General features: G+C 74.1%; 25 protein-coding genes and 1 pseudogene. 10 read left to right on the top strand and 16 right to left on the bottom strand.

Features of this window, described 5'->3' with window-relative positions; all coding sequences use genetic code 11:
* Positions 1–32 precede the first annotated feature (32 nt).
* The 10 genes from BN6_RS30690 to BN6_RS30650 form a co-directional block, all read right to left on the bottom strand.
* Complete coding sequence (locus BN6_RS30690; RefSeq protein WP_015103728.1) at positions 33–413, bottom strand: VOC family protein; 381 nt, start codon at positions 411–413, stop codon at positions 33–35.
* The gene (locus BN6_RS42615; RefSeq protein ID WP_051075801.1) at positions 394–939 is read right to left on the bottom strand and encodes a toll/interleukin-1 receptor domain-containing protein; all 546 of its coding nucleotides are present in this window, start codon (positions 937–939) and stop codon (positions 394–396) included. The genes BN6_RS30690 and BN6_RS42615 overlap by 20 nt, the downstream gene beginning before the upstream one ends.
* Positions 933–1094: a hypothetical protein gene (locus BN6_RS47060; RefSeq protein WP_158509464.1), complete on the bottom strand. Its 162-nt coding sequence runs from the start codon at positions 1092–1094 to the stop codon at positions 933–935. Before BN6_RS47060 ends, BN6_RS42615 begins: the two co-directional genes overlap by 7 nt.
* Before the next feature lie 368 nt (positions 1095–1462).
* Complete coding sequence (locus BN6_RS30680; protein ID WP_015103726.1) at positions 1463–2626, bottom strand: histidine kinase; 1164 nt, start codon at positions 2624–2626, stop codon at positions 1463–1465.
* A gap of 5 nt (positions 2627–2631) precedes the next feature.
* Complete coding sequence (locus tag BN6_RS30675; protein WP_015103725.1) at positions 2632–4341, bottom strand: sodium/solute symporter; 1710 nt, start codon at positions 4339–4341, stop codon at positions 2632–2634.
* A complete protein-coding gene (locus BN6_RS30670; protein WP_231904798.1) occupies positions 4338–4685 on the bottom strand; it encodes a DUF485 domain-containing protein in 348 nt (115 codons plus the stop codon). The genes BN6_RS30675 and BN6_RS30670 overlap by 4 nt, the downstream gene beginning before the upstream one ends.
* Positions 4686–4738: 53 nt before the next feature.
* Positions 4739–5578 carry a LytR/AlgR family response regulator transcription factor gene (locus BN6_RS30665; RefSeq protein ID WP_197540212.1) on the bottom strand — a complete coding sequence of 280 codons (840 nt, stop codon included), beginning with the start codon at positions 5576–5578 and terminating at the stop codon, positions 4739–4741.
* A 32-nt stretch (positions 5579–5610) separates the two neighbouring features.
* The gene (locus tag BN6_RS30660) at positions 5611–5919 is read right to left on the bottom strand and encodes a hypothetical protein (protein WP_051075800.1); all 309 of its coding nucleotides are present in this window, start codon (positions 5917–5919) and stop codon (positions 5611–5613) included.
* A 176-nt stretch (positions 5920–6095) separates the two neighbouring features.
* On the bottom strand, positions 6096–9062 hold the full coding sequence (locus BN6_RS30655; protein ID WP_015103721.1) for an AfsR/SARP family transcriptional regulator: 2967 nt from the start codon (positions 9060–9062) through the stop codon (positions 6096–6098).
* Between the two features lie 76 nt (positions 9063–9138).
* Positions 9139–11613: a DEAD/DEAH box helicase gene (locus tag BN6_RS30650; RefSeq protein ID WP_015103720.1), complete on the bottom strand. Its 2475-nt coding sequence runs from the start codon at positions 11611–11613 to the stop codon at positions 9139–9141.
* 576 nt (positions 11614–12189) lie between these two features.
* Between BN6_RS30650 and BN6_RS30645 the strand changes: the two genes are divergently transcribed.
* From BN6_RS30645 to BN6_RS49230, 4 genes and pseudogenes are all read left to right on the top strand, one after another.
* Positions 12190–12879, top strand: coding sequence for an energy-coupling factor ABC transporter permease (locus BN6_RS30645; protein ID WP_015103719.1), 690 nt, complete (start codon positions 12190–12192; stop codon positions 12877–12879).
* Positions 12876–13160 (top strand): PDGLE domain-containing protein, encoded by a 285-nt coding sequence (locus BN6_RS30640; RefSeq protein WP_015103718.1) that lies wholly within the window; start codon positions 12876–12878, stop codon positions 13158–13160. The genes BN6_RS30645 and BN6_RS30640 overlap by 4 nt, the downstream gene beginning before the upstream one ends.
* Positions 13157–13789, top strand: a pseudogene (gene cbiQ, locus BN6_RS49235) (cobalt ECF transporter T component CbiQ); the annotation flags it as partial. The gene BN6_RS30640 and the pseudogene cbiQ, both read left to right, overlap by 4 nt.
* Before the next feature lie 42 nt (positions 13790–13831).
* On the top strand, positions 13832–14587 hold the full coding sequence (locus tag BN6_RS49230; protein WP_408005344.1) for an energy-coupling factor ABC transporter ATP-binding protein: 756 nt from the start codon (positions 13832–13834) through the stop codon (positions 14585–14587).
* Positions 14588–14731: 144 nt separating this feature from the next.
* Here BN6_RS49230 and BN6_RS30630 read toward each other — a convergent pair whose 3' ends face one another.
* Entirely contained in the window at positions 14732–15319 is a 588-nt protein-coding gene (locus tag BN6_RS30630) for a uridine kinase family protein (protein WP_231904797.1), read from the bottom strand.
* Between the two features lie 156 nt (positions 15320–15475).
* On the opposite strand from BN6_RS30630, the gene BN6_RS30625 reads away from it, so the two are divergent.
* The 5 genes from BN6_RS30625 to BN6_RS30605 are packed head-to-tail and all read left to right on the top strand — an operon-like array spanning position 15476 to position 18605.
* Positions 15476–15928: a hypothetical protein gene (locus BN6_RS30625; RefSeq protein ID WP_051075799.1), complete on the top strand. Its 453-nt coding sequence runs from the start codon at positions 15476–15478 to the stop codon at positions 15926–15928.
* The gene (locus BN6_RS49825; protein WP_015103714.1) at positions 15925–17139 is read left to right on the top strand and encodes a PPE domain-containing protein; all 1215 of its coding nucleotides are present in this window, start codon (positions 15925–15927) and stop codon (positions 17137–17139) included. The genes BN6_RS30625 and BN6_RS49825 overlap by 4 nt, the downstream gene beginning before the upstream one ends.
* Positions 17136–17399, top strand: a complete 264-nt coding sequence (locus BN6_RS30615) for a WXG100 family type VII secretion target (RefSeq protein ID WP_015103713.1) — start codon at positions 17136–17138, stop codon at positions 17397–17399. The genes BN6_RS49825 and BN6_RS30615 overlap by 4 nt, the downstream gene beginning before the upstream one ends.
* Positions 17392–18027, top strand: coding sequence for a hypothetical protein (locus BN6_RS30610; protein WP_015103712.1), 636 nt, complete (start codon positions 17392–17394; stop codon positions 18025–18027). The genes BN6_RS30615 and BN6_RS30610 overlap by 8 nt, the downstream gene beginning before the upstream one ends.
* 29 nt (positions 18028–18056) lie before the next feature.
* Positions 18057–18605, top strand: a complete 549-nt coding sequence (locus tag BN6_RS30605) for a hypothetical protein (RefSeq protein ID WP_197540211.1) — start codon at positions 18057–18059, stop codon at positions 18603–18605.
* Here the strand turns inward: BN6_RS30605 and BN6_RS30600 are convergent.
* Positions 18532–19281 carry a helix-turn-helix transcriptional regulator gene (locus BN6_RS30600; RefSeq protein ID WP_231904796.1) on the bottom strand — a complete coding sequence of 250 codons (750 nt, stop codon included), beginning with the start codon at positions 19279–19281 and terminating at the stop codon, positions 18532–18534. The genes BN6_RS30605 and BN6_RS30600 overlap by 74 nt on opposite strands.
* A gap of 63 nt (positions 19282–19344) precedes the next feature.
* Between BN6_RS30600 and BN6_RS30595 the strand changes: the two genes are divergently transcribed.
* On the top strand, positions 19345–20103 hold the full coding sequence (locus BN6_RS30595; protein ID WP_015103709.1) for an ESX secretion-associated protein EspG: 759 nt from the start codon (positions 19345–19347) through the stop codon (positions 20101–20103).
* Between the two features lie 93 nt (positions 20104–20196).
* Here BN6_RS30595 and BN6_RS30590 read toward each other — a convergent pair whose 3' ends face one another.
* The 4 genes from BN6_RS30590 to BN6_RS30575 are packed head-to-tail and all read right to left on the bottom strand — an operon-like array spanning position 20197 to position 22454.
* Entirely contained in the window at positions 20197–20439 is a 243-nt protein-coding gene (locus BN6_RS30590) for a hypothetical protein (protein WP_015103708.1), read from the bottom strand.
* Entirely contained in the window at positions 20439–20711 is a 273-nt protein-coding gene (locus BN6_RS30585; protein WP_015103707.1) for a hypothetical protein, read from the bottom strand. Before BN6_RS30585 ends, BN6_RS30590 begins: the two co-directional genes overlap by 1 nt.
* Positions 20708–21715 (bottom strand): CHAP domain-containing protein, encoded by a 1008-nt coding sequence (locus tag BN6_RS30580; RefSeq protein WP_015103706.1) that lies wholly within the window; start codon positions 21713–21715, stop codon positions 20708–20710. The genes BN6_RS30585 and BN6_RS30580 overlap by 4 nt, the downstream gene beginning before the upstream one ends.
* A 10-nt stretch (positions 21716–21725) precedes the next feature.
* Positions 21726–22454, bottom strand: coding sequence for a type VII secretion target (locus BN6_RS30575; RefSeq protein ID WP_015103705.1), 729 nt, complete (start codon positions 22452–22454; stop codon positions 21726–21728).
* Between the last annotated feature and the right edge of the window lie 27 nt (positions 22455–22481).

Below are 22481 nucleotides of genomic sequence, written 5' to 3'. Positions count from 1 at the left end.
GCGGGTCCCGTCCCCGCCGTCCACCCGACCCGTCAGAGCGGGTCGATGCGGGCCTTGAGCAGGCAGAACTCGTTGCCCTCCGGATCGGCCAGGACGTGCCACGACTCCTCGCCCGTCTGGCCGACGTCGGCCGGGCGCGCGCCGAGCGCCAGCAGGCGTTCGAGTTCGGCGGCCTGGTCGCGGTCGGTGGCGTTGACGTCGATGTGCAGCCGCGACTTGCCCGGCCGGGGCTCGTCGCGACGGCTGAAGAACAGCGTCGGCTGCGGCCCGCCGAACCCCTCGGGCGTCCCGATCTCCACCCACTCGCCGGCCTCGCGCTCCAGCACGACGAAGCCCAGGACCTCGCACCAGAACCGCGCCAGCACCTCCGGGTCGCGGCACTCGAGCACCAGCTCACCGATCCGACACGCCATGCGCGAAACCTGCTCTCAGTAGGCGGTGCTGGGCCGGCCGCACGCCTCCCAGCAGCGGAAACACTCGCCCGACCGTACCGAATGGGGCGCGCGCGGGTGAACCGGGAAGCCGAGCTGCCCTAACCGCCCAGCAGCCGCCCCAGCTCGCCCGCCAGGTCGGCCGGCACCCGCCCTCCTCGGCGGCTGCCGGCAGCGCGGGCAGCTCGGTCGAGTTGATGAACTCCGACGCCAACGAGTCCGCGCTGATGAGCACCAGCGCCGCACGTGCCCGCGCCGGCGCCTTGATGATCTCGACCCGCCACTGGTCGCCGACCCGGATTCGGCGGTCCGACCACACGTCGACCACGCCGTCGCGCTCCAGCGGCGCCAGGTGCACCAGCACCCGGCGCAGCCAGTCCGCGTCGTGGTGGCTGTAGCAGACGAACACCTGGTCGCGCGGCACCGGCAAGCGCTTGCCGGCCAGGTCGAGCAGGTCGTCGCGGTGCAGTTGGCGCAGGTAGAACAGGAACTGCGGGTCGTTCACCACCAGCCGACGCCGTGCGGGTCGTAGAACAGCAGGTCGGCGTCGACCAGCGGGTCGGCGTCCAGCTTGAGCACGCCGTCGGTCGTGCGCGCCGGCGCCACCAGCAGGTCCACGAACACGGCCTGGTCGGGCCGGTCGCGGGTGAAGAAGTCGAGCACCGCGCAACTGCCGAACCGCGAACCGCACCCCGTCCACGATGCTGAGCAACGCCTCGTCCCGACTGAGGGCCGACGTGCCACACCGGTGCGGGTCGATCGCGGAGTGACGTGTGCCTCACCTGTGAAGGCCAGGCCCAGCCCCGTTGACGGTTCGCCGAGTCGAGCAGCCGCATGGCGAGGATCATCGAGGTGCCGACGAACCCGTGTCTGCTCCGTGTCACGAGGTTCGCGTGGATCGCCATCCGCACCCGGATCTGTCCACCGGGGATTGGCCGCGATCTGAAAGCGAGCAGTCCGTGGCGAGGGTTGTCCGTGGTGCCCCCTGCAATACCAGCAGCGGCGAAGATGACGGCCGCAGGAATGCGGCCTCAGGCGTGAACGCCTGCCTGGTACTTCGGCACTCGGACGCTGATCTTCGTGCCCAGGCCCTCCGCCGTCTCCACCACCAAGCCGTAGTCGTCGCCGTAGCAGCGGCGCAGGCGTTCGTCTATGTTGCCCAGGCCGATCCCGGCGGTTTCGCCTACCTGGCCCGCGAGGGTGCGGCGCAGCGCCTCCGGGTCCATGCCGATGCCGTCGTCCTCGATGGTGATGTGGGCTTCCTCGCCCGCGTCGGCCGCCAGGATGGTGATGTGGCCCGGCCCGACCTTGCCCTCCATCCCGTGCCGCACGGCGTTCTCCACCAGCGGTTGCAGGCACAGGAACGGCACGGTGACCGGCAAGACCTCGGGTGCGATCTGCAACGTCACCTTCAGCCGCTCGCCGAACCGGGCGCGTTCCAGCGCCAGGTACTGGTCGATCGACTTCAGCTCCTCCGACAGCGTCGTGAAGTCACCGGCCCGCCGGAACGAGTACCGGGTGAAGTCGGCGAAGTCGAGCAGCAGCGTCCGCGCCCGCTCCGGGTTCGTCCGCACGTAGGAAGCGATGGCGGACAACGAGTTGTAGATGAAGTGCGGCGAGATCTGCGCCCGCAGCGCCCGCACCTCGGCCTCCACCAGCCGGGTCCGCGAGCGGTCCAGTTCGGCCAGTTCCAGCTGCCCCGACGCCCACCGCGCCACCTCGTTGGTCGCCCGCACCAGGCCCGCCGACGGCTCACGGCTGTACGCCGCCAGCACGCCGACCACGCGCCCCTCCACCGTCAACGGCGCCAGCACGGCCGTGTGCACCGGGCAGTCCGGCTCGTCGCACGCGATGTCGAACGCCCGCGTCCGACCGGTGGCGAACACCTCGGCGGCCAGGTCCATCGCGCCCGGCGAGTGGTGGTCGCCGTCGCCCTCCCACGCCACGACCTCGGTCTCGTCGGTCAGCGCCAGCGCCGGCGTGCCGAGCAACGTCCGCAGGTGCTTCGCGGACTTCTTCGCCGCCTCCGGCACCAGCCCGGCGCGCAGCGGCGGCGCGGCCGACCACGCGGTGTGCAGCGTCTCGAACGTGATCCGCTGCTCCTGGGTCAGAAAATCGTTGCGGGTGCGGGAAGTCCACCACAGGGTGACCACCACGGCGAGCCCGGCGAACAGGATCGCGCCCACCGTCCACATCGCCGTCACAGCCGGTCCTGACTGCGCAGACCCAGGTTCTCCGGCGCGTGCAAGCGCACCATGACGTGGTTCACCCCCGGCGGCACCTTGCGCGGCGTCATCAGTGACACCACGTACATCACGACGAACCCCAGCGGCACGGTCCACGCGGCCGGCCGGGCGAGGAACACGTTGCCGCCGCCCGCGCTGATCGTCACCAGACCGGCCACCAGCGCGGGCACGCCGCCCGCCAGCATCCCGGCGACCGCGCCGACCGTGCTGACCCGGGTGCTCCAGATCCCCAGCACCAGCAGCGGGCACAGCGACGACGCCGCGACCGCGAACGCCAGCCCCACCATGTCCGCCACCGGCACCTTGCCGACCAGCAACGTCATCCCCAGCGGCACCAGCACGGCGAGCACGGTCGAGAGCCGGAACGCGCGGACGCTGCGCAGCCGCAGCACGTCCCGGCTGAGCACGCCCGCCAACGACACCATCAGACCCGACGACGTCGACAGGAACGCGGCGAACGCCCCACCGGCCACCAGCGCGCCCAGGAGCTGCCCGCCGAGGCCGTCCACCATCCGGCTGGGCAGCACCAGCACCACCGCGTCGGTGTCGCCGGTCATCAGCAGCTCCGGCGTGTACAGCCGGCCGAGCGCGCCGTAGATCGGCGGCATCAGGTAGAAGACCCCGAGCAGCCCCAGCACGATCAGCGTGGTGCGGCGGGCCGCGCGACCGTTCGGGTTGGTGTAGAAGCGGACGATCACGTGCGGCAGCCCCATGGTGCCCAGGAAGGTCGCGATGATCAGCGAGTACACCGCGTAGAGCGGGAAGCGCTCGCCGCCGCGCAGCGGCAGCGCCCACGTCTCGTTGGTGTTGAACGGGATGGACGACACGCGGGGCACGGCCGCGCCCGCCGGGAACACCAGCCGGGAGCCGGCCGCGATGGTGTGGTCGCCCTCGGCCAGCACCTTCGCGCCGTCCACGCGCTGCCCGTCGACCGCGCCCGCGCCGCGGAACACCACCGGCTCGTCGACGTGCACGGACGTGTCGCTGTCGAAGGAAACCGTTGTCTCGTGCGGGAAAGAGGGCAGTTCCGGCCCGGTGAGGTCACGTGCGCCGTGCGCGTGCCACGCCATCACCAGGAACACCACGGGCACGGCGATCGCGGTCAGCTTGAGCCAGTACTGGAAAGCCTGCACGAAGGTGATGCTGCGCATCCCGCCGGAGATGACGTTCGCGGTCACCACCACGGCCACGACCAGCGCGCCCACCCAGTCCGGCGCACCGGTCAGCGTGTGCAGGGTCAGGCCCGCGCCCTGCAATTGCGGCAACAGGTACAGCCAGCCGATGCCCAGCGCCAGCACGCTCGCCACCGCGCGCACCGCCGCCGACCCGAACCGGGCTTCGGCGAAGTCCGGCAGCGTGTACGCGCCGCTGCGCCGCAACGGTGCCGCGACCAGCGCCAACAGCACCAGGTAGCCCGCCGTGTAGCCGACCGGGAACCACAGCATGTCCGGGCCGTGCGCGAAGATCAGCCCGGCGATGCCGACGAACGACGCCGCCGACAGGTACTCGCCGCCGATCGCGGAGGCGTTCCACCACGGCGACACGGTCCGCGACGCGACGAAGAAGTCCGAGGTGGTCCGCGACACCCGCAGCCCGTACGTGCCCACCAGCACCGTCCCGACCGCGACCACCAGGACCGCGATGATGCCGTAGGTACTGCTCACGAACGCTCCACCAGCTCGGCGAACTCGCGTTCGCCGCGCTCGGCCTGCCGGACGTAGAACCAGCCCGCCGCGACGAACACCGGGAACACCAGGCCGCCCAGCAGCAGCCACGGCAGCGGCAGCCCGAACAGCCGTTGCGCGGCCACCGACGGCACCAGCGTGAACACCAGCGGCAGCCCGGCGACGCTGCCGCACACCACCGCGCACAGCAGCAGCCCGAGCCGCCGCTGCGTGCGGATCAGCGACCGCATGTAGACCGCGCCCAGGTCGCTCTGCTCGTCGATCTCGCGCGACGCCGGGTACGGCCGGGGCGCGCGGGGCGCGCGCGTGCGGGGACTGGTCACCACCACGCGCTGGGTCGGCGGCCGTTGTGCCCCCGGCGGCCGTTCCGGGGAGGTCACGACGGCTGCCGGTTGCGGCGCACCAGCAACTGGCGCAGGTGCCGGGCGTGCCGGCGGCTCACCGGCAGCACCGCGCCGCCGATGTTCACGCTCAGGTGCCCGTCCTCCAGGCGCAGCTCGTCGATGTGGCCCAGCGACACCAGGTGGCTGCGGTGGATGCGGACGAACCCGGCCGACCGCCAGCGCTCCTCCAGGCCGTTGAGCGCGGCCCGCACCAGCCCGCTGCCGGTGGCCGTGTGCAGGCGGGCGTAGTCGCCGTGCGCCTCCACGTACCGGATGTCGGCGAGCCGGATGAACCGGGTGATCCCGCCCAGCTCGACCGGGATGACCTCGTCACCGACGTCGGGTGCCTTGTCGGTGGGCGCGGGCGCGGCGGGCTCGGTGCCCTTGGCGTCCAGCACCTCGTGCACGATCCGGTGCACCGACTCGGCCAGCCGCTCCGGGCGGACCGGCTTGAGCAGGTAGTCCAGCGCCTTGAGCTCGAAGGCCTCGACCGCGGGCTCCTGGTGGGCGGTGACGAACACGATCGGCGGCGGCTGGGCGAACCGGGACAGCACCCGGGCCAGGTCGAGCCCGTCGAGGCCGGGCATCCGGATGTCCAGGAAGACCGCGTCCACCGACTGGCCCGCGTCCATCGCCCGGTGCAACGTCCGCAGCGCCTTCGTCGCGTCCGTGACGCCCTCGACGTGCGCCACCCGGGGGTCGGACCTGAGCAGGTAGACCAGGTCGTCCAGGGCCGGTGCCTCGTCGTCCACCGCGAGCACCCGGAGCGTGCGCTCCAGCGCCCCGCGGCGTTCCGGCCCTTCGCACACCGGGCACGGCAGTCCAGACGTCATGGGCATCCAATGCGGGTCGACGGCGTCGGCGATTAGACCATTGGACGGTCATCCTCGCCCCTCGGGGCGGCCGAGGGCAATGACCGCCGGGCGGCCCGGACATCACCCAGCGTCACCTCCAGTTCGAGGAACGCCTCCTCCGCCCGGCGGGCCGCCAACGCCACCGAGGCCGCCGCCGCGACCCCGCCCCACCGCCTGGTCGGCTCGCGCAGCTCGGACACCGCCTCCGACCAGCGGTTCGCCAGCCGGGCCAGTTCCGCCAACCGGTCCGCCAGCTCCGCCGCCGACGTGGGCACCCCGGCGGGGATCCGCGCCGAACCACCGTGCGGATCCGAATCCATGCTCAGGCCCCCGAGTCGCCGTAGTACCGGAACCACCCATGCTCCCGCCGCCGCGCCGGCAAGGTCAACGTGTTCTCGATTGGCCACACCCGCCGGCCCCGCAGGTCACCGCGCGGACCCGGCCGTCGGGCGGGGGTGGCGCTGCGGCGGTGTTGTGCCTTCAGCGCGGCTCGCGGTCAGTCCAGCTCGGCGAGCAGGCCGGCGGCCAGTGCCGCGATCCCGCCGAAATCGCTGCGGGTGGCCAGTTCGTGGCCGATGCGGGCGTGTCGGGTGGCGTCCGCGCGCCGGCCGTCGGACGCCATGGCCTTCACCAGGTGCAGGTGCGCCACGGCCGCCCCGTAGCGGTAGTCGCACGCCGTGGCCAGCTCCAGCGCGCGCAGGTGCGCGGCCACCGCCCGGCCCGGCTTGCCCAGGTGGCGCAGCACCAGGCCGAGCGCGTTGTGCACCTCGCACTCGATGCGCGGGCTGCCGCCCAGCTCCTGCACCAGCGCCAGCGACCGCTGCGCGGTGCGCAACGCCTCCGGGTGCTCGCCGCCCAGGCACAGCGCGGTCGCCAGGTGCGCCATCGCGTCCGCGCGGGCGTGCCGCGCGCCCGTCCGGTACCAGTCCGCCAACGCCTGCCGCAGCAGCGCCACCGCCCGGGGGTAGTCGCCCTCCGCGGTGTGGCAGCGGCCCAGCAACGCGGCGCAGGTCGCGACCATGTTCACGCCCTCCGCCGCACGGGCCAGCTCCAGCCCCTCCCGCAGGTGCGCCTTGGCGCTCGGGTAGTCGCCGCGCATCAGGTCCAGCGCGCCCAGCCCGGCCAGGCCGCCCACCCGGATGTGCGGGATCGACGGCAGCACCGAGGTCAGGTCCATCATCCGGGAGAACGCGTCGGCCGCCGCCCCGAACTCGCCCAGCTCCAGGTTCACCACGCCGTCCAGGCCCGCGTGCAGCCACAGCGTCCGGCCCGACGGCGACGCCTCGCGCAGGTAGCGCCGCGCGGTGCGCAGGTTGCCCAGGTTGCGGTGCTCGGCCGCCAACCACACCAGCATCGACGTCTCGGCGTCCGCGTCGCCCGCCCGCCGGGCCGCGCCCAGCGCCGCGCTGATCGCCCGCACGAACTCCACGTGGTGCCCGTGCGTGCCGAAGTACCCGCTGACCGCGTCGATCAACTGCCACGACAGCTCCAGCGGCCCCTCCGACGCGCAGTGCTCGGTCGCCGCCAGCACGCTCGGCCGCTCCGCGGTCAGCCACGCCCGCGCCGCGTCCGCGGTCAGCGCCGTGCCCACCGGGGGCGCGGACGGCGGGCGCAGCTCCGGGTAGAGCACGTTGCCCACGTCGGCCGCGGTGCGCAGGTACCACTCGAACAGCCGCCGCCGCGCCGACCCCGCGTCCTCGCCGGCCGCCGCCGCCCGGTCCGCCGCGTAGTCGTGCAGCAGGTCGTGCACCGCGAACCGGTCCACCCCCACCCGCTGCACCAGGTGCGCCGAGGCCAGCTCCTCCAGCAGCCGGCGGGCCTCCGCCTCCGGCGCGTCCAGCAGGGCCGCCGCGCCGAACGCGCTGAGGTCCGGGCCGGGCGCCAACCCGACCAGCCGGAACAACCGCGCCGCGGCCGGCCGCAGCGCCGCGTAGGACAGGTCGAACGCCCGCCGCACCGCCGCCGTGTCGTCGTTGTCCACCGCCAGCGCGGAGAGCCGGTCGCCGCCGCGCAGCTCGTCCACGTAGGACGCGATGTCCGCGTGCGGCAGACCGACCAGGTTGCCCAGCGCGATCCGCAGCGCCAGCGGCAGGTACCCGCACAGCCGTGCCAGCTCGGCGATCGCGTCGAACTGCGCCATCGCCGCCTCCGGCCCCAGCGACCGGGCCAGCAGCTTCCACGCCTCGTCGCCGCGCAGCACGTCCAGCCGGACCAGCGTGGCGCGCAACGGGTCGCGCAGCTCGTTGCGGCTGGTGATCAGCACCGAGCAGCCCGGCTCGCCGGGCAGCAGCGGCAGCACCTGCTCCACCGACGCGGCGTTGTCCAGCGTGATCAGCACCCTCCGGCCGCGCAGCCGGGCCCGGTAGCCGCGCACCAGGTCGTCCTCGTCCACCGGGATGTGGTCCGCGCGCACGCCCATCGCCCGCAGGAACCGGGCCAGCACCGCCGAGGTGGGCAGCGGCGGCGAGGTCGAGTGCCCGCGCAGGTTCACGTAGAGCTGGCCGTCGGGGTAGCGGTCGCGCACCGCGTGGCCCACCGACGTGGCGAACGCCGTCTTGCCCACCCCCGGCGGCCCGCACACCACGACCGTCGCCGCCGCCCGGGTCAGCAACCCGGTCACCCGCGCCAACTCCGCCCCGCGCCCGACGAAGTTGCCCACCGGCGCGGGCAGCTGCGACACCGGGGCCCACGAGTTCGCGGCCGGCTGGTGCAGCGCCGGGTCCCCGGTCAGGATCGCGTGGTGCACCGCGCGCAGCCCGTCGCTGGGGTCCACGCCCAGCTCGCGCGCCAGCGCCGTGCTCGCCTGCCGGAACGCGTCCAGCGCGTCGGCCTGCCGGTCCGCCCGGTACAGCGCCACCATCAGCTGCGACCAGAACTGCTCGCGCAACGGGTGCTGCGCGGTCAGCCGGCGCAGGTCGGCGATCACCTCGTCGCAGCGGCCCAGCCGCAGCTTCACGTCGATCAGCTCGGAGGTCACCCGCAGCCGGCGCTCGGCCAGGTTCGACGCCTCGGTCTCGTGCAGCGACTCCGACGGCACGTCCGCCAGCGGCGAACCCCGCCAGTGGCCCAGCGCCTGCTCGAAGACCGCGCACGCCCCGGCGAAGTCGTCGGCCGCCGCCCGCGCCGCGCCCTCCTCGGCCAGGGCGTCGAACCGGTGCAGGTCCAGCGCGTCGTGCGGCAGGTCGATCCGGTAGCCGGTCGGCGTGGTGTGGATCAGCTGCGGGTCGCCCAGCGCCCGGCGCAGCCGCATCACGTACACCGGGAGGGTCTGCGCGGCGCGGTCCGGCGGCGTCTCACCCCACACCCGGCGGATCAGGTCGCCCGCCGGCACCGAGCGGTTCGCGCCCAGCAGCAGCGTCGCCAGGACGATCCGGTGCTTCGCGGCGGTGACCGGGACGATCCTGCCCTCCCGGCGGACCACCAGCGGCCCGAGCACGCCGAACTCGTCCTGCGACAGGGTCAACAGCCTCCGCTCCCTCCCGACGTTGACATGCTGGTACCCCGCTCCGGGCCGGAGTACCACCGGATGGACCGAAGATTCACAGCGCGCCGGCTTCGGTGACCCGCACCTCCGCCGTGCCGTTCTCGTCCGACGCGACCAGGTCGACCTCGGCGATGAACCCCCAGTCGTGGTCCTTGGCCGGGTCGTCGAAGATCTGCCGCACCACCCAGCGGTCGGCCTCCTCGGAGATCACCAGCAGCGCCGGGCCGCGCGCGTCCGGACCGATCCCGATCTCGTCGTGCTCCTCGAAGTACGGCTCCAGCGCGTCCTGCCAGTCCTGCGCGGTGAAACCCGAGTCGCCGTCGAGCTGCCCCAGCTCGTAGTAGTTGCGGCGGGCGGCCAGCTCGACCCGGCGGAACAGCGCGTTGCGCACCAGCACCCGGAACGCCCGCGGGTTGCGGGTGACCGCGGGCGGCGCGTCGTCGACGATCGCCTCCTCGCCGGGGTTGCGCAGCTTCTCCCACTCGTCGAGCAGGCTGGAGTCGACCTGGCGGACCAGTTCGCCCAGCCACTCCTGCAGGTCGTTGAGCTCCTCGGTCTTGGCGTCCTCGGGAACGGTCTGCCGCAAGGCTTTGTAGGCGTCGGCGAGGTAGCGCAGCACCAGGCCCTCGGAGCGTGCGAGCTGGTAGAAGGAGACGTACTCGGTGAACGTCATGGCCCGCTCGAACAGGTCGCGCACCACCGACTTCGGCGACAGGTGGTGGTCGGCGACCCACGGGTGCCCGCGCCGGTAGGTGGTGAACGCGGCTTCGAGCAGCTCGGCCAGCGGCTTCGCGTAGGTGACCTCCTCCAGCAGCTCCATCCGCTGGTCGTACTCGATGCCCTCGGACTTCATCGCGCCGATCGCCTCGCCGCGCGCCTTGTGCTCCTGCGCCGACAGCACCTGGCGCGGGTCGTCCAAAGTGGACTCCAGCACGGACAGGACGTCGAGCGGGTAGGCCGGCGACTCGCGGTCGAGCAGCTCGATCGCGGCCAGCGCGAACGGCGACAGCGGCTGGTTGAGCGCGAAGTTGACCTGGAGGTCGACGGTCAGCCGGATGTGCGGCCCGTCCCGCTCCACGATGCCCGCCGCGAGCAGCGCGCGGTACATCGAGATGGCGCGCAGGATGTGCCGGCGCTGCGCGGGCCGGTCCTCGTGGTTGTCCTCCAGCAGGTGGCGCATCGCGGCGAAGGTGTCACCGGGCCGGCCGACCACGTTGAGCAGCATGGCGTGGCTGACCGCGAAGCTCGACGTCAACGGCTCCGGCTCGGCGTTCTTGAGCCGCTCGAAGGTCTGGTCGCTCCACGACACGAACCCGTCCGGGGCCTTCTTGCGCACCACCTTGCGGCGCTTCTTCGGGTCGTCCCCGGCCTTGGCCAGCGCCTTCTCGTTCTCCACCACGTGATCGGGGGCCTGCACCACGACCGTGCCCATGGTGTCGAACCCGGCGCGGCCGGCGCGCCCCGCGATCTGGTGGAACTCGCGCGCCTTGAGGTGCCGGGTGCGGGTGCCGTCGTACTTGGACAGCGCGGTGAACACGACCGTGCGGATCGGCACGTTGATGCCCACGCCGAGCGTGTCGGTGCCGCAGATGACCTTGAGCAGGCCGGCCTGCGCGAGCTGCTCGACCAGCCGGCGGTACTTGGGCAGCATCCCCGCGTGGTGCACGCCGATCCCGTGCCGGACCAGCCGGGACAGCGTCTTGCCGAAACCGGAGGTGAACCGGAACCGGCCGATCATCGCCGCGATGGCGTCCTTCTCGGCGCGCGTCGCGACGTTGACGCTCATCAGCGACTGGGCCCGTTCGAGGGCCGAGGCCTGGGTGAAGTGCACGACGTAGATCGGCGCTTCCCGGCCGTGCAGGAGCTCCTCGATCGTCTCGTGCAGCGGGGTGGTGACGTACTGGAAGTTCAGCGGGACCGGGCGCTCGGCGGACCGGACGACGGTGGTCGGCCGGCCGGTGCGGCGGGTGAGGTCCTTCTCGAAGAACGAGACGTCGCCGAGGGTGGCCGACATCAGCAGGAACTGGGCCCGGGGCAGCTCGATCAGCGGGACCTGCCACGCCCAGCCGCGGTCGGGCTCGGAGTAGAAGTGGAACTCGTCCATCACGACCTGGCCGACGTCGGCCTCCGCGCCGTCGCGCAGCGCGATGTTGGCCAGGATCTCGGCGGTGCAGCAGATGATCGGGGCCGACTCGTTGACGCTGGCGTCACCGGTCATCATGCCGACGTTCTCGGCGCCGAAGGTGTCGATCAGCGCGAAGAACTTCTCCGACACCAGCGCCTTGATCGGCGCGGTGTAGTAGGTCTTCCGGCCCTCGGCGAGAGCGGCGAAGTGCGCCCCGATGGCGACCAGGCTCTTGCCCGAGCCGGTGGGGGTGCTGAGGATGACGTTCGAGCCGGAGACGATCTCGATCAGCGCCTCCTGCTGCGCGGGGTAGAGCTCGAGCCCCCGTCCGTGCGCCCACTCGGCGAAGGTCTCGTAGAGGAGGTCGGGGTCGGGGGAGGGCGGCAGCAGGTCGGTAAGAGTCATCGCAGGCAGATCATAGGGGGTCCCACCCGGACCTGGTCGCGTCCGCCACACCAGCCCCTGGGCGACCCCGCCGGCCCGCCGTGCTCCCGGCCCCCGTCGTCCGCCCCGGCGCTCGGGCTCCTTCACGTCCGGATCGGCCCGTCGGCCCGCCCGGGGCACTGCGGGCCGGCCTGTGGCGGTCGTCGGTCCGCCCGGCGCACCGCTGGGCGTCCGGTGGCGGTCCGTCGCGGCACTTGTAAGCCCGGCTTGTGGCGGTCGGCGTTCCGCCCGGTGCACTGCTGGGCGTCCGGTGGCGGTCCGTCGGGGCACTGTGGGCCGGCTTGTGGCGGTCGTCGGTCCGCCCGGCGTACTGCGGGGCCGGTCGGTGGGCCGGTGGCGGTGGGCGGGCGAGGAGGGCGGTCGGGTCGTGGGCGTCGCGGGCCAGGGCCGTTCTCCCGGCTGACGGCGTTCGGCGACGTGGTCCCGGGTCGTGAACTGGCTGGTTCCGCCGCCGTTGACCCGGTGCGCTGCTCCACGGGGGTTTCGTTGTTGCACTGCGCTGGCCACAGCGGGTCGTTGGCAATTACCGTGTGGGCCGTGTCCGAACCGGTAGCCATGCACATGAGCGACGGTCTGCTCAACGTGCCGACCTCGCTGGCCTTCGTGGCCGTGGCCGTCATCGGTGTCGGGATCGCGCTGGTGAAGGCCCGGGGCGACCTCGACGACCGCACCGCGCCCATGGCCGGGCTGGTGGCGGCGTTCGTGTTCGCCACCCAGATGCTGAACTTCCCCGTCCTGCCCGGCGTGAGCGGGCACCTGCTCGGGGGCGCGCTGGCCGCCATCCTGGTCGGGCCGTGGGTCGGGGCGCTCTGCGTGACGATCGTCCTGGTGGTGCAGTCCCTGTTCTTCGCCGACGGCGGCATCACCGCGCTCGGCGCGAACGTCACCAACATGGCTCTCATCGGCACCGCCGTGGGCTACCTCACGGCCGTGGCGCTGCGGCCGCTCGCCAAGCGCAACAAAGGCGGCCTCGCCCTGGTCGCCTTCCTGTCCGCGCTGGTCAACACCGTTCTAGCCTCGTTCGGCTTCGTCATCGAGTACGCCATCGGCGGCGCGGGCGGGGTCGGCTTCGGGACGGTCGCGGCGGCGATCCTCGGGGTGCACGTGCTGATCGGGATCGGCGAAGGGGTGATCACCGCGGCCACCGTGACGGCGGTCGCGGCGGCCCGGCCGGACCTGGTGTACCTGGTGCGCGGCGCGCCGCAGAAGCTGGAGCTCAAGGGATGAAGCGCTTCTTCGTCTGGTTCGCGGTGGTGAGCCTGGTGCTCGCGGGCGCGGTCTCCTACTTCGCCGACTCCAACCCGGACGGTCTCGACCACGTCACCGAGCAGCACGGCATCGCCGAGCACGCCGAGGACCACCCGCTGGCGAACGGCCCGCTCGCCGACTACACCGTGGGCGGCGACGACCGGCTGACCGGGCTCGCCGGCGTGATCGGCGTCGTGGTCACCCTGCTCGTGGCGGGCGGCCTGTTCTGGTTGCTGCGCAAGAGAAGCGCGAAGGAGTGAGCTCGGGGGTCCTGCACCGGGCCGGGGACTCACCGGTCCACCGGCTGCCCCCGCAGGTGAAGATCGTCGCGGCGGTGGTCGCCGTGCTGTGCGTGGTGGCCACGCCGCGCGAGGCGTTCTGGGCGTTCGGCGGCTACCTGCTGGCGATCACGGCGGTGTGGTTCGTCGCGCGGATCCCGCCGACGTGGTTCGCCGCGCGCGCGGTGATCGAGCTGCCGTTCGTGGTCCTCGCGCTCGTGCTGCCGTTCACCGGGCACGGTCCGACCACCGACGTCCTGGGCGTCCCGCTCTCGGTCGAGGGCGCGCTGGCCGGCTGGAACATCCTCGCCAAGGGCACGCTCGGCGTCCTGGTCTCGCTGACCCTCGCCGCGACCACCGCACCGCAGGACCTGCTGCTCGGCCTGCAACGGCTGCGCCTGCCGAGCGTCCTGGTGACCATCGCCACCCTCATGCTCCGCTACGCCGACGTGGTGGTGGCCGAGGCGAAGCGGATGCGGGTCGCCCGCATCTCGCGCGGCGACGACCCGCGCTTCCTGTGGCAGCTGGGCGCGACCGCGCGCGGCGTCGGCAGCCTGTTCATCCGCTCCTACGAACGCGGCGAGCGCGTCCACCTGGCCATGGTGTCGCGCGGCTGGACCGGGCGGCTGCCGGACGGGCGGGGGAGTGCGGCGGTGGAACCGGTGCGCGTGACGCCGGGCGCGCCGGCGCTGCTCGTGGAACGCCTGGCGTTCGCCTACCCGGACGGCCACCAGGCGCTGTTCGGGGTGGACCTGCGGGTGGAGCCCGGCGAACGGGTCGCGCTGCTCGGCCCGAACGGCGCGGGCAAGACCACCCTCGTGCTGCACCTCAACGGGGTGCTCGGCGGCGGGCAGGGCCGGATCGAGGTGGCCGGGCTGCCGGTCGCGAAGGCGCACCTGCGGGAGATCCGGCGTCGGGTCGGCGTGGTCTTCCAGGACCCCGACGACCAGCTCTTCCTGCCCACGGCCCGGCAGGACGTGGCGTTCGGCCCGGCGAACTTCGGCCTGCGCGGCGCGGAGCTGGACGACCGGGTCGCGCGGGCGCTGGACGCGGTGGGCATGGCCGAGGTCGCCGACCGCTCGCCGCTGCACCTGTCCGGCGGCCAGCGGCGACGGGTGGCGCTGGCGACGGTGCTGGCGTGCGACCCGGAGATCCTGGTGCTGGACGAGCCGTCGGCGAACCTGGAACCGGTGGCCCGTCGGGAACTGGCCGAAGTCCTGCTCGGCCTGGAGCGCACGATGCTGATGGTCACCCACGACCTGCCGTACGCGTTGCAGCTGTGCCCGCGCAGCGTGCTGGTCGACGGCGGCGTGGTGGTGGCAGACGGCCCGACCCGCGAACTCCTCGCCGACACCGGACTCCTGGCCCGCCACCGCCTGGAACTCCCCTTCGGCTTCCGCCTCGACTGACACCCCGTTCCTGCCGGCGACACCCGTCCCGTGAGGAGACACCGTCCCGTGAGGCGACGCCCGCCCTGGCCAGCGACACCCGCTCAGGGGCACGCCCGGTCGCTGCCGGACCGGTCGCCGAGCGGGCGGTCCGGTGGCCGTGGGTCAGTGGTCGGCGGGGGTGGTGGTCGGGGTGGGGTGGGCGGCGAGTTCGGTGCGGGCTTCGCGCGGTGTCAGGCGGCGCATCCCGGCGGCCACGCAGTGCCGGACCAGGGCCGGTTGCCCGCGCAGCAGGCGCAGGCCGCGCCGCACCAGCAGCGGGACGGGTTTGCGGGCTTCGGCGACGTCCCGGGCGAAGCGCCGCGCGAACGTCACGACGGCGTTGGGGGACAGCACGATCGCGTCCAGCAGGACGCCCGCCTCCCGGCACCCGGCCACCAGGCGGTCCGCGAACAGGCCCTCGGCCAGGAACGGGCCGGCCGCTTCCACCACCCGGCACCCGACCCGCCGGTCCTCGCCCAGCACGTACACCGGGGCCTCGACCCGCCCCGTGGTGGCCAGTTCCACCACCGCGCGCAGCGCGTCCTCGGTGTTCCACGACTGTTCGGCGTCCCAGTCCGGCCGACCGGCGTCGTCGCGCGGCAGCAGCGGGTCGTCGCCCTCGCGGTAGAAGTCGTCCAGGCGCAGCACCGGCCACCCCAGGTGGGCGGCGAGGGTGGACTTGCCCGACCCGGACGGACCGGCGAGCAACACGACACGTGCGTGAACGGCGGATGACGGCACGGGAGACGATTCTCGCACGTCCCGCATACCCGACGCGACCTCGTGTTTGTCCGTGCGTGCACCCGTCCTGCTCCCGTTGTGCACCCGGTCTGGTCGCCGCGCGCCGCGCCCGCCACGATGTGCGTCATGGAGAGGGTGCGCGGCATCGAGGACGCCCGGCGGTTGCGCGACGAGCTCGATCGCGAGCGGCGGGGACGACCCGCGCCGCCGCCCCGGGTCGCCGCGCCCACGACGGCCGGCGCGACGCCGATCGTGGCGCAGGACGGCGACCGCATCGCGCTCGACTTCGACGAACTCGACGCCGCCCTCACCACACTGGACGAGCTGCACGACACCCTGGGCGAGCACCTGCGCCGCGCCGACGTCCTGGCCGACCACTTCGGTGACGGCAAGGGCCCGGTCGCGCTGCACATGCGCCGGGCGTTCGGGCTGCGCGGCAGCGGCCAGGACGGCGGTGTGCAGTCGTCGCTGCGGTCCTACCTGGACGAGCTGGGCGCGTTGCGCGCCGCGCTGCGCCAGGTCGGCAGCACCCACCGCGCCGAGGACGAGGCCGCGGCCGAGGGGATGAGGAAGCTGTGAACGCCCTCCCGCCCTGGCAGGAGCGCCGGCACCGGCTGCACTCCGACGACCACCCGCCCACCCGGAAGCAGCGCCGGGCCCAGCGCCAGGTCTCCGCCCGCAAGAAGGCCAACCGGCGGCTGGACCGGTTCGGCAAGATCAACTGGGACGCCTACAGCCACCGCGAGCTGTGGGACATGGTCAAGTCCGCCGACCTGGGCCGGATGGGCCGGCGCACGCACGAGTGGCAGGTGCTCGCCCGGGACGTGGCCGAGGCCACCGAGGACGTCGGGAAGCTGGTCCGCAAGCTGGTCGAGTCCTGGCACGGCCCGTCCTCCTCGGCCGCCGCCGGGTCGGTGTCCCGGTTGACCGAGTGGGCGACCGAGGTGTCCCAGCGCGCCTACCAGGTCGGCGGCGGGATGGGCGGGTACACGCACGCCGTGGACGAGGCGGCCCGGCGGATGCCCGTGCCCGTGCACCCGGACGCCGAGCGGTGGTTCCGCGACGGCTACGACGTGACCACCCTGGACGGCCCGCAGGGCGCGTACCTGGCCGACCAGCTGCTGGACGACCACCTGCCGTCCAAGAAGGAGCAGCGGGCGGCCAAGGCCGAGGCCGTGCGGGTGATGGACGCCTACGAGCAGGCCAGCCGCGACGAGCACGACCGCCTGCCGCTGTTCGACGACGCCCCCGCGGGCACGAAGGTCGAGCCCGACCACCGCCCGCCGCCCGTCCGACCGGAGGCCCCGCCCCAGCCGCCGACCCCGCCCGTCCCGCCGGCTCCACCCGCTACCGGGCCCACGCCCACGCCTGAGCCCGGTCTCGTGCCCGGCGCGCGGCCGACGGACACCACGGCGGTCGCGGCGGCCGGCGGTCCTGCCGGGTTCGGCATCCCGGGCCTGCCCGGCGGTTCGGCGGTGCCCGGCGGCTACGCGGCCGGCTCGCCCGGCGGGCACGGCGGGTTCGCCCCCGGTTCCGGCGGCTACGGCACCGGGTTCGGCCCGGTCGGTCCCGGCGGCTCGTCGGGCGTGATCGGCGCGGTGCCCGGCGGTGCCGCGGCGCGCGGCGGTGTCGTGCCGGTGACCGCCGGCGGGCAGGGCGGGTACGGGATGTTCCCGCCGGCCGCGCCGGGCAACCGGGACGAGGACCTGGAGCACCGCAACCGCTACGACAACGGCCTGGACCTGCTCGACGACCTGCCGCCCGCGTTCCCGCCGGTGCTCGGCGAATGAGCGGCTTCCGGGTCGACCCGGACGAGCTGGCGGGCTTCGCGAACCGGCTCGCCGACACCGGCGACGACCTGCGCGCCGCGCTGTCCGGGCTGGCCGAACCGGTCGGCGACCTGGGCCCGGAAGGGGTGTCCGAGGCGGTCTCCGGGCTGTTCGCCGAGTGGGCGGACACCGTGCGGGGCCTGGACTTCGGCGTGCTCGCCGACGAGGTGCGGGCGACCGGCGAGACCTACCGGCGGGCCGACGAGCTCGACCATGGCTGACTACCGGGGCCTCGGGTTCGACCCCGCGCCGGGCAACGCCGGTGCCGTCGCGGCGGCCGCCGCGCGCTGCGCGTTCGACGTGCCCGTGCCCGGTGTCCCGGTCGGCTGGGAAGGAGCGGCGGCGGAGGGGTTCCGGACCCGGTTGGAGGCGGTGGTGTCGGAGTTGACGGCGGTGCGGCGCGCGATGCGGGCCGCGGCGGAGGTGCTCGACGCCTGGGCCGGCACCCTGCTGGGCAACCAGCGGCGGGCCGAGGACCTGGACCGGCGGGCCACCGCGCTGCGCCGGGAGCTGGCCGAGGCCGCCGACGAGGTCGACCGCTGCGCCGCGCTGGCCTCGTTCACCCCCGCCCACGGCGAGGCGCACGCGGCGGTGACGGCCCGGCACGACGGGATAGCCCGCCGGTTGGACGAGGTGCTGGAGGAGGCCCGCCTGCTGGCCCGCGACCACCACGCCGAGGCGCGGCGGGTCGCCGAGCGGCTGCGCTCGGAGGAGCCGTCCACGGCGCTGGCGGACACCCTCGCCGACTTCTCCGCGCTCACCGCGGAACTGGCGTCGGTGCTGCTCGGGCCCGCCGGACCGGCCGCCGGGCGCGGCGCGGCCGAGGCGTTCGCGGCGGGCCTCGGGTGAGACTGGCTCCCGTGCCGGGGGTGACCCCGGTGGCACTCGGCTCCCCGGAGCGCACCGCGGCGGACCTGCTCGCGGTGCTGCGCCGGATCAAGGGCACCCGCGACCCCGGCCTGGAGGTCTCCGCGACGCAGGCCGCGGAGCTGGCGCACCGGCCGGGCTGCGGCCTGCTGGCCGTGGTCGAGCACCCGGGCGCGGACCCGGCGCTGCTGATGGCGGGCGTGGTGCCGGTGGACCGGCCGGTCGACCCCGATCTCGGCGTCCGGCTCGACGGGCCGGCCATCCGCGACGTGACCAGAGGCGTGACGGCGACCGGCTGCCCGGTGGTGATCGTGGAACGCATCCCGGTGACCGGGACCGGCGCGCAGCTCCAGGTCGTGGTGACCGACCCGGCGCACCCGAGGGTCGCGGTGTTCACCCTGCACTCGCCCACCGGGCGGGGCTGGCTGGACGTCGCGGGCCTGGCCGGGCGGTTCGTGTCCGGGATCGAGTTCGACGACCCGGGGCTCACCGGCCGCGGAACTCGCTCGGCGTCCGGCCGACCACCTGGCGGAACGTCCGGGAGAAGTGCGCGGCGCTGACGAAACCGCAGTCCCTGGCGATCTCGCCGATGCCCCGTCCGGCCTTGGCCGGGTCGGCCAGCAGCGCCTTGGCCCGGTCCACCCGCAGCCCCCGGATCCGCTCGGACACCCCCTGCCCGTCGTCGAAGAGCTGGTAGAGGCGGCGGCGGGAGATGTGCAGGGCACCGGCCACGACGTCGGCGCCCAGGTTCGGGTCGGCCAGGTGGTCGCGGATGTAGTCCAGCGCCTCGCGGCGGCGGGCGACCAGCGCGTCGACCCGGTCCAGCTCGGCCTTCAACGCGCTGCGCAGCACCAGCTCGGCCAGCCCGAGCAGGTGGTGCGACAGGCCGTGCGGGTCCAGCACGTGCGCGGCGGCCAGGACGTGCGCGATCGCCCCGGCGAACACCGAGCGCAGCGCCGCCTCGACCGGGACCGGTTGGAACATCAGGGGTTTGAGCTCGGTGAACCCGACGGTCAGCTTCGCCTCGGCGACGGTCAGCAGCACCACGCCGGGCAGCACGTGCAGCGAGCAATCGGGAAACCGAAGCTCCGCGCCGCTGTGCGGCAGCCCGCGCGGCACCGCGCAGCCCATCAGCAGCTGGATGTGCTCGGGCGGGCCCGACGTGCCGTTCAGCGCCGCACGGGCCGCCGCCGCACCCGACGCGCGCACCGTGAGCAGGCCGTTGGCGAGGTCCACGCCGGCCAGGGTAAGGCCGGCGGGCCCGGACCCGGTCCACCTCACCCGCTATCTTCGGCCCGCATGGCACGTCGTTCGGCGACCGCGGTCGTCCTGTCGCACCTGGAGTTCGACCTGCTGTGGGAGGACCTGGGGGTGGGCGACCCGCCGTACCCGCTGGAGGTCGACTCGCACGGCGGGACCGCCGAGGAGCGCGCGGACCTGGGCGTGGACGTGTTCCACGCGCTGGCGTCGGCGGGCCTGGCCGAGGACGGCGGCCCCGCGCCCGAGCTGGAGGACCTGTTCGGCCACCTGACCGGCAGCACGCTGTCCGTCGACGCCCTGGTGTTCCGGCCGCGGCCGTGGCGGGTGCTGGCGTCGGTGCGGGGCCCGCGCGGCGTGCTCGCGGTGCTCGACGACCGGGAGGTCGCGCTGGAGCCGATCACCGACGCCGTCGCGGCGATGGCGCGGGTGATCGGCGACGGCGTGCCGGGGCCGGGCGAGCAGGTGCGGTTGCCGCGCGCGGTGTTCTCCGCCGCGATGCGCGGCTACGCGGAGTCCGGCCACCTCGGGCTGGAACGCGCGCTGGCGGCCGGCGGGGTGACCGGGCGGGCGACCCGCGCGATCAGCACCCTGGCCGAGTCCGGCCGGGTCGCCGCCGGCCAGGTCGCGTGCACCGGTCCGGGCGGCCGCTCGGAGATCCTGAGCTGGACCGACACCACCGCCGGCCGGTACGCGATGGCCACCGAGACCTCGGCGGGCGACCCGTGGGTGCTGGTCACCCCGGCGGACGGCGCCCGGCTCACCCGCCGGCTGTCCGAACTGCTCGCCGGCGTCGCCTAGACCCGCTCCGGCTCCGCGCCGGTCGGGTGGTCATCTCCTGGGTCATCTGCTGGGTCATCTCCTGAGTTGGCACGGCGGTCGGGTCGTCACCGATCACCGATCACCGATCAGACCGGCGGGCAGCACGTCGGTCAGCACGGCCATGCCCTGCGCCAGCGCATCGGCCGCCGCTCGGTCGGCCAGCCGCCGCACGGCCTCCGCGAGCGCCGACGGCGTCCGGGCGAACGCCTCCCGCGCGAACTCCAGCCCCACCGGCTTGCCGTGCAGGTCCACGGTCACCGTCACACCGCCGTCGGACGCCGTCGCACGGATCGCGTCCAGCTGTTCGCCCAGCATCAGACCCTCCACGTCGTCGGGGTGGTGTCCTCGACCTCGTCGGCCCGCCGGTCCGGCACGCCCAGGCCGAGGTCGGCCAGGTCGCCGAGCGCCCCGGCGGCCCGCGCGTTGGCCTTGGCGGTGGCCTCGTCGACCAGGTCGAGGACGGCGCGGGCCAGGTCGGGGCCCAGCCGCAGGGCGCGGGCGTCCAGGGTCAGGTCGCGCAGCGCGCCGCCCGGCCCCACCTCCACCGCGACACCCCGGTCCGGGTCGTGCGCGTGCGCGCTGATCACGGGTGCACCCCTCCGTAGAACGTGGCCGAGCTGAGCTGATGGGTGTTGCGCCGCACGGCGTCGCCGGAGTTGCCCTCGATCAGGGTCACCGTGCCGCCGGAGACCTTCTCCACGATCCCGATGTGCTTGCTGGTCGCGGTGCTCTGCGGTCCGGTGCCGAACAGCAGCACGTCACCGGGGCGCACGTCGCCGAGCTTGGTGTACGCCTTGCCGTTGCGCTGCCCCCAGCGGAACACGTCACCGGTGAACGGCAGCAGCGGGATGTCCACGCCCGCCTTGCGCCACATGGAGGTCGCGAACGACGAGCACCACGCGGCGGTCGGGCCGTACGGGTTGCGGTTGCTGCCCGGCGGGTTCTCCCGCACGCCCAGCTCGCGCCGGGCGGCGGAGACGATCGTGCGGGCGCGGCCCCGTTCCCGTGCCTTGGCGGGCTTGGTGGGGTGCGTCCGCGCGTCGGCCACGCCGTCGTGCTCGACCTCCTTCTCCAACGCGCGCAGCCGACGTGCCGCATCCTCCATCTCGTCCCGCGCGCGCCGCAGCGCCGCAGCGGTTTCCTTGGTGTAGCGGGGTTCCAGGTCCGCGGCGGCGGCGACGGCCTTCAGCAGCGCCGCCCGGGTCCCGACGGCGACGCCCGCGTCGAGCAGGCGGGTGGCCCGTTCCAGGTACTCGTCCACGGCCTGCCGCGCCCTGGTGTGCCCGGTGGTCAGCGCGGCGCTCACCCCGGCGACGACCTGCTCCGCGTCGCGGGCCGCGTCGGCGGTGACCCGCAGCTGCCGGCCGAGCCTGCCGGAGCGCTTCTCGAACCCCTCCGACTGGGTGCCCTTCCAGTGCTCCAGCACGGTCTTGGACGCCTTGACGTGGTCGTCGTGCTGGTCGGTGAGCCCGGTCGCGGTCTGGTGCAGGGCGTACTGGACCTTGACGGCGTCCTCCGCCTTGCCCGCCAGGGCGTTGCGGTGCCCGATCATGCTCTCCGCGAAGTGCCGCGCGGCGGCTTTCGTGTCCACGGCGGATCCTTCAGCTCAGCGAGCGGGCGGTGTCGTCGTCCTGGTCGCGGTAGGCCCGCGCGGACTTGGCCGCCGACGCGGCCAGCGCGTCGGTGTTGTGCGCGACGGCCTTGACCTGCTTGCGCAGCGCCGCGCCGAACCCGTCGAGGGCGGTGGCGAAGCCGGACTGCTTCCCGACCGCGCCGAAGCTGTCCTCGGCGATCTCCCGGACCTCGCGGACGTGCGTGCGGCCCAACGCGGTCAGGTCGTCGGCGGTGTTCTGGGTGCGCCGCGCGTAGTCGCGCAACACCCCCACGTCGACCGAGAACCCGCCGCCCGACCCGCCGCGCCCGCCTGAACCGCCGCCGGAGCCGCCGCCGGAGTTGGTGCGCCCCAACGCCTTCACGCCTCGCCGAGCCTCGTCCAGGTGCTTGCGGTACGCGCCGTTGGTGTAGGTCGACCACGGGGTCCACGACCGGCCGTCGCCGGAGATCCGGTTGGCCGCCTTGGCGTTCTCCCGGGGGTCGAACAGCTCGCGGTCCGACGAGAGCCCCAGCTCACGCCGCCGCGCCGGGCCCAGCGACCCCAGCATGTTGATCTGCCACAGCCCGTACGAGTCGTCCGGCGGTCTCGGGTTGTGGGCGCGCGGGTCGCCGCCGGACTCGGCCAGCGCGACCGCCACCGCGATCGTCAGGTCCTCGCCCCGGAACCCCGCGTCGTGCGCGTGCCGGGCGATCTGCTCCGGACTCAGCCTGCTCATGCCGCCAACCCTGGCCCGCGCGGACCG

It is taken from the genome of Saccharothrix espanaensis DSM 44229 (assembly GCF_000328705.1).
Lineage (GTDB): Bacteria > Actinomycetota > Actinomycetes > Mycobacteriales > Pseudonocardiaceae > Actinosynnema > Actinosynnema espanaense.
The sequence above is the reverse complement of the archived record's forward strand: the minus strand, read 5'-3'. Positions and strand labels throughout refer to the sequence as shown.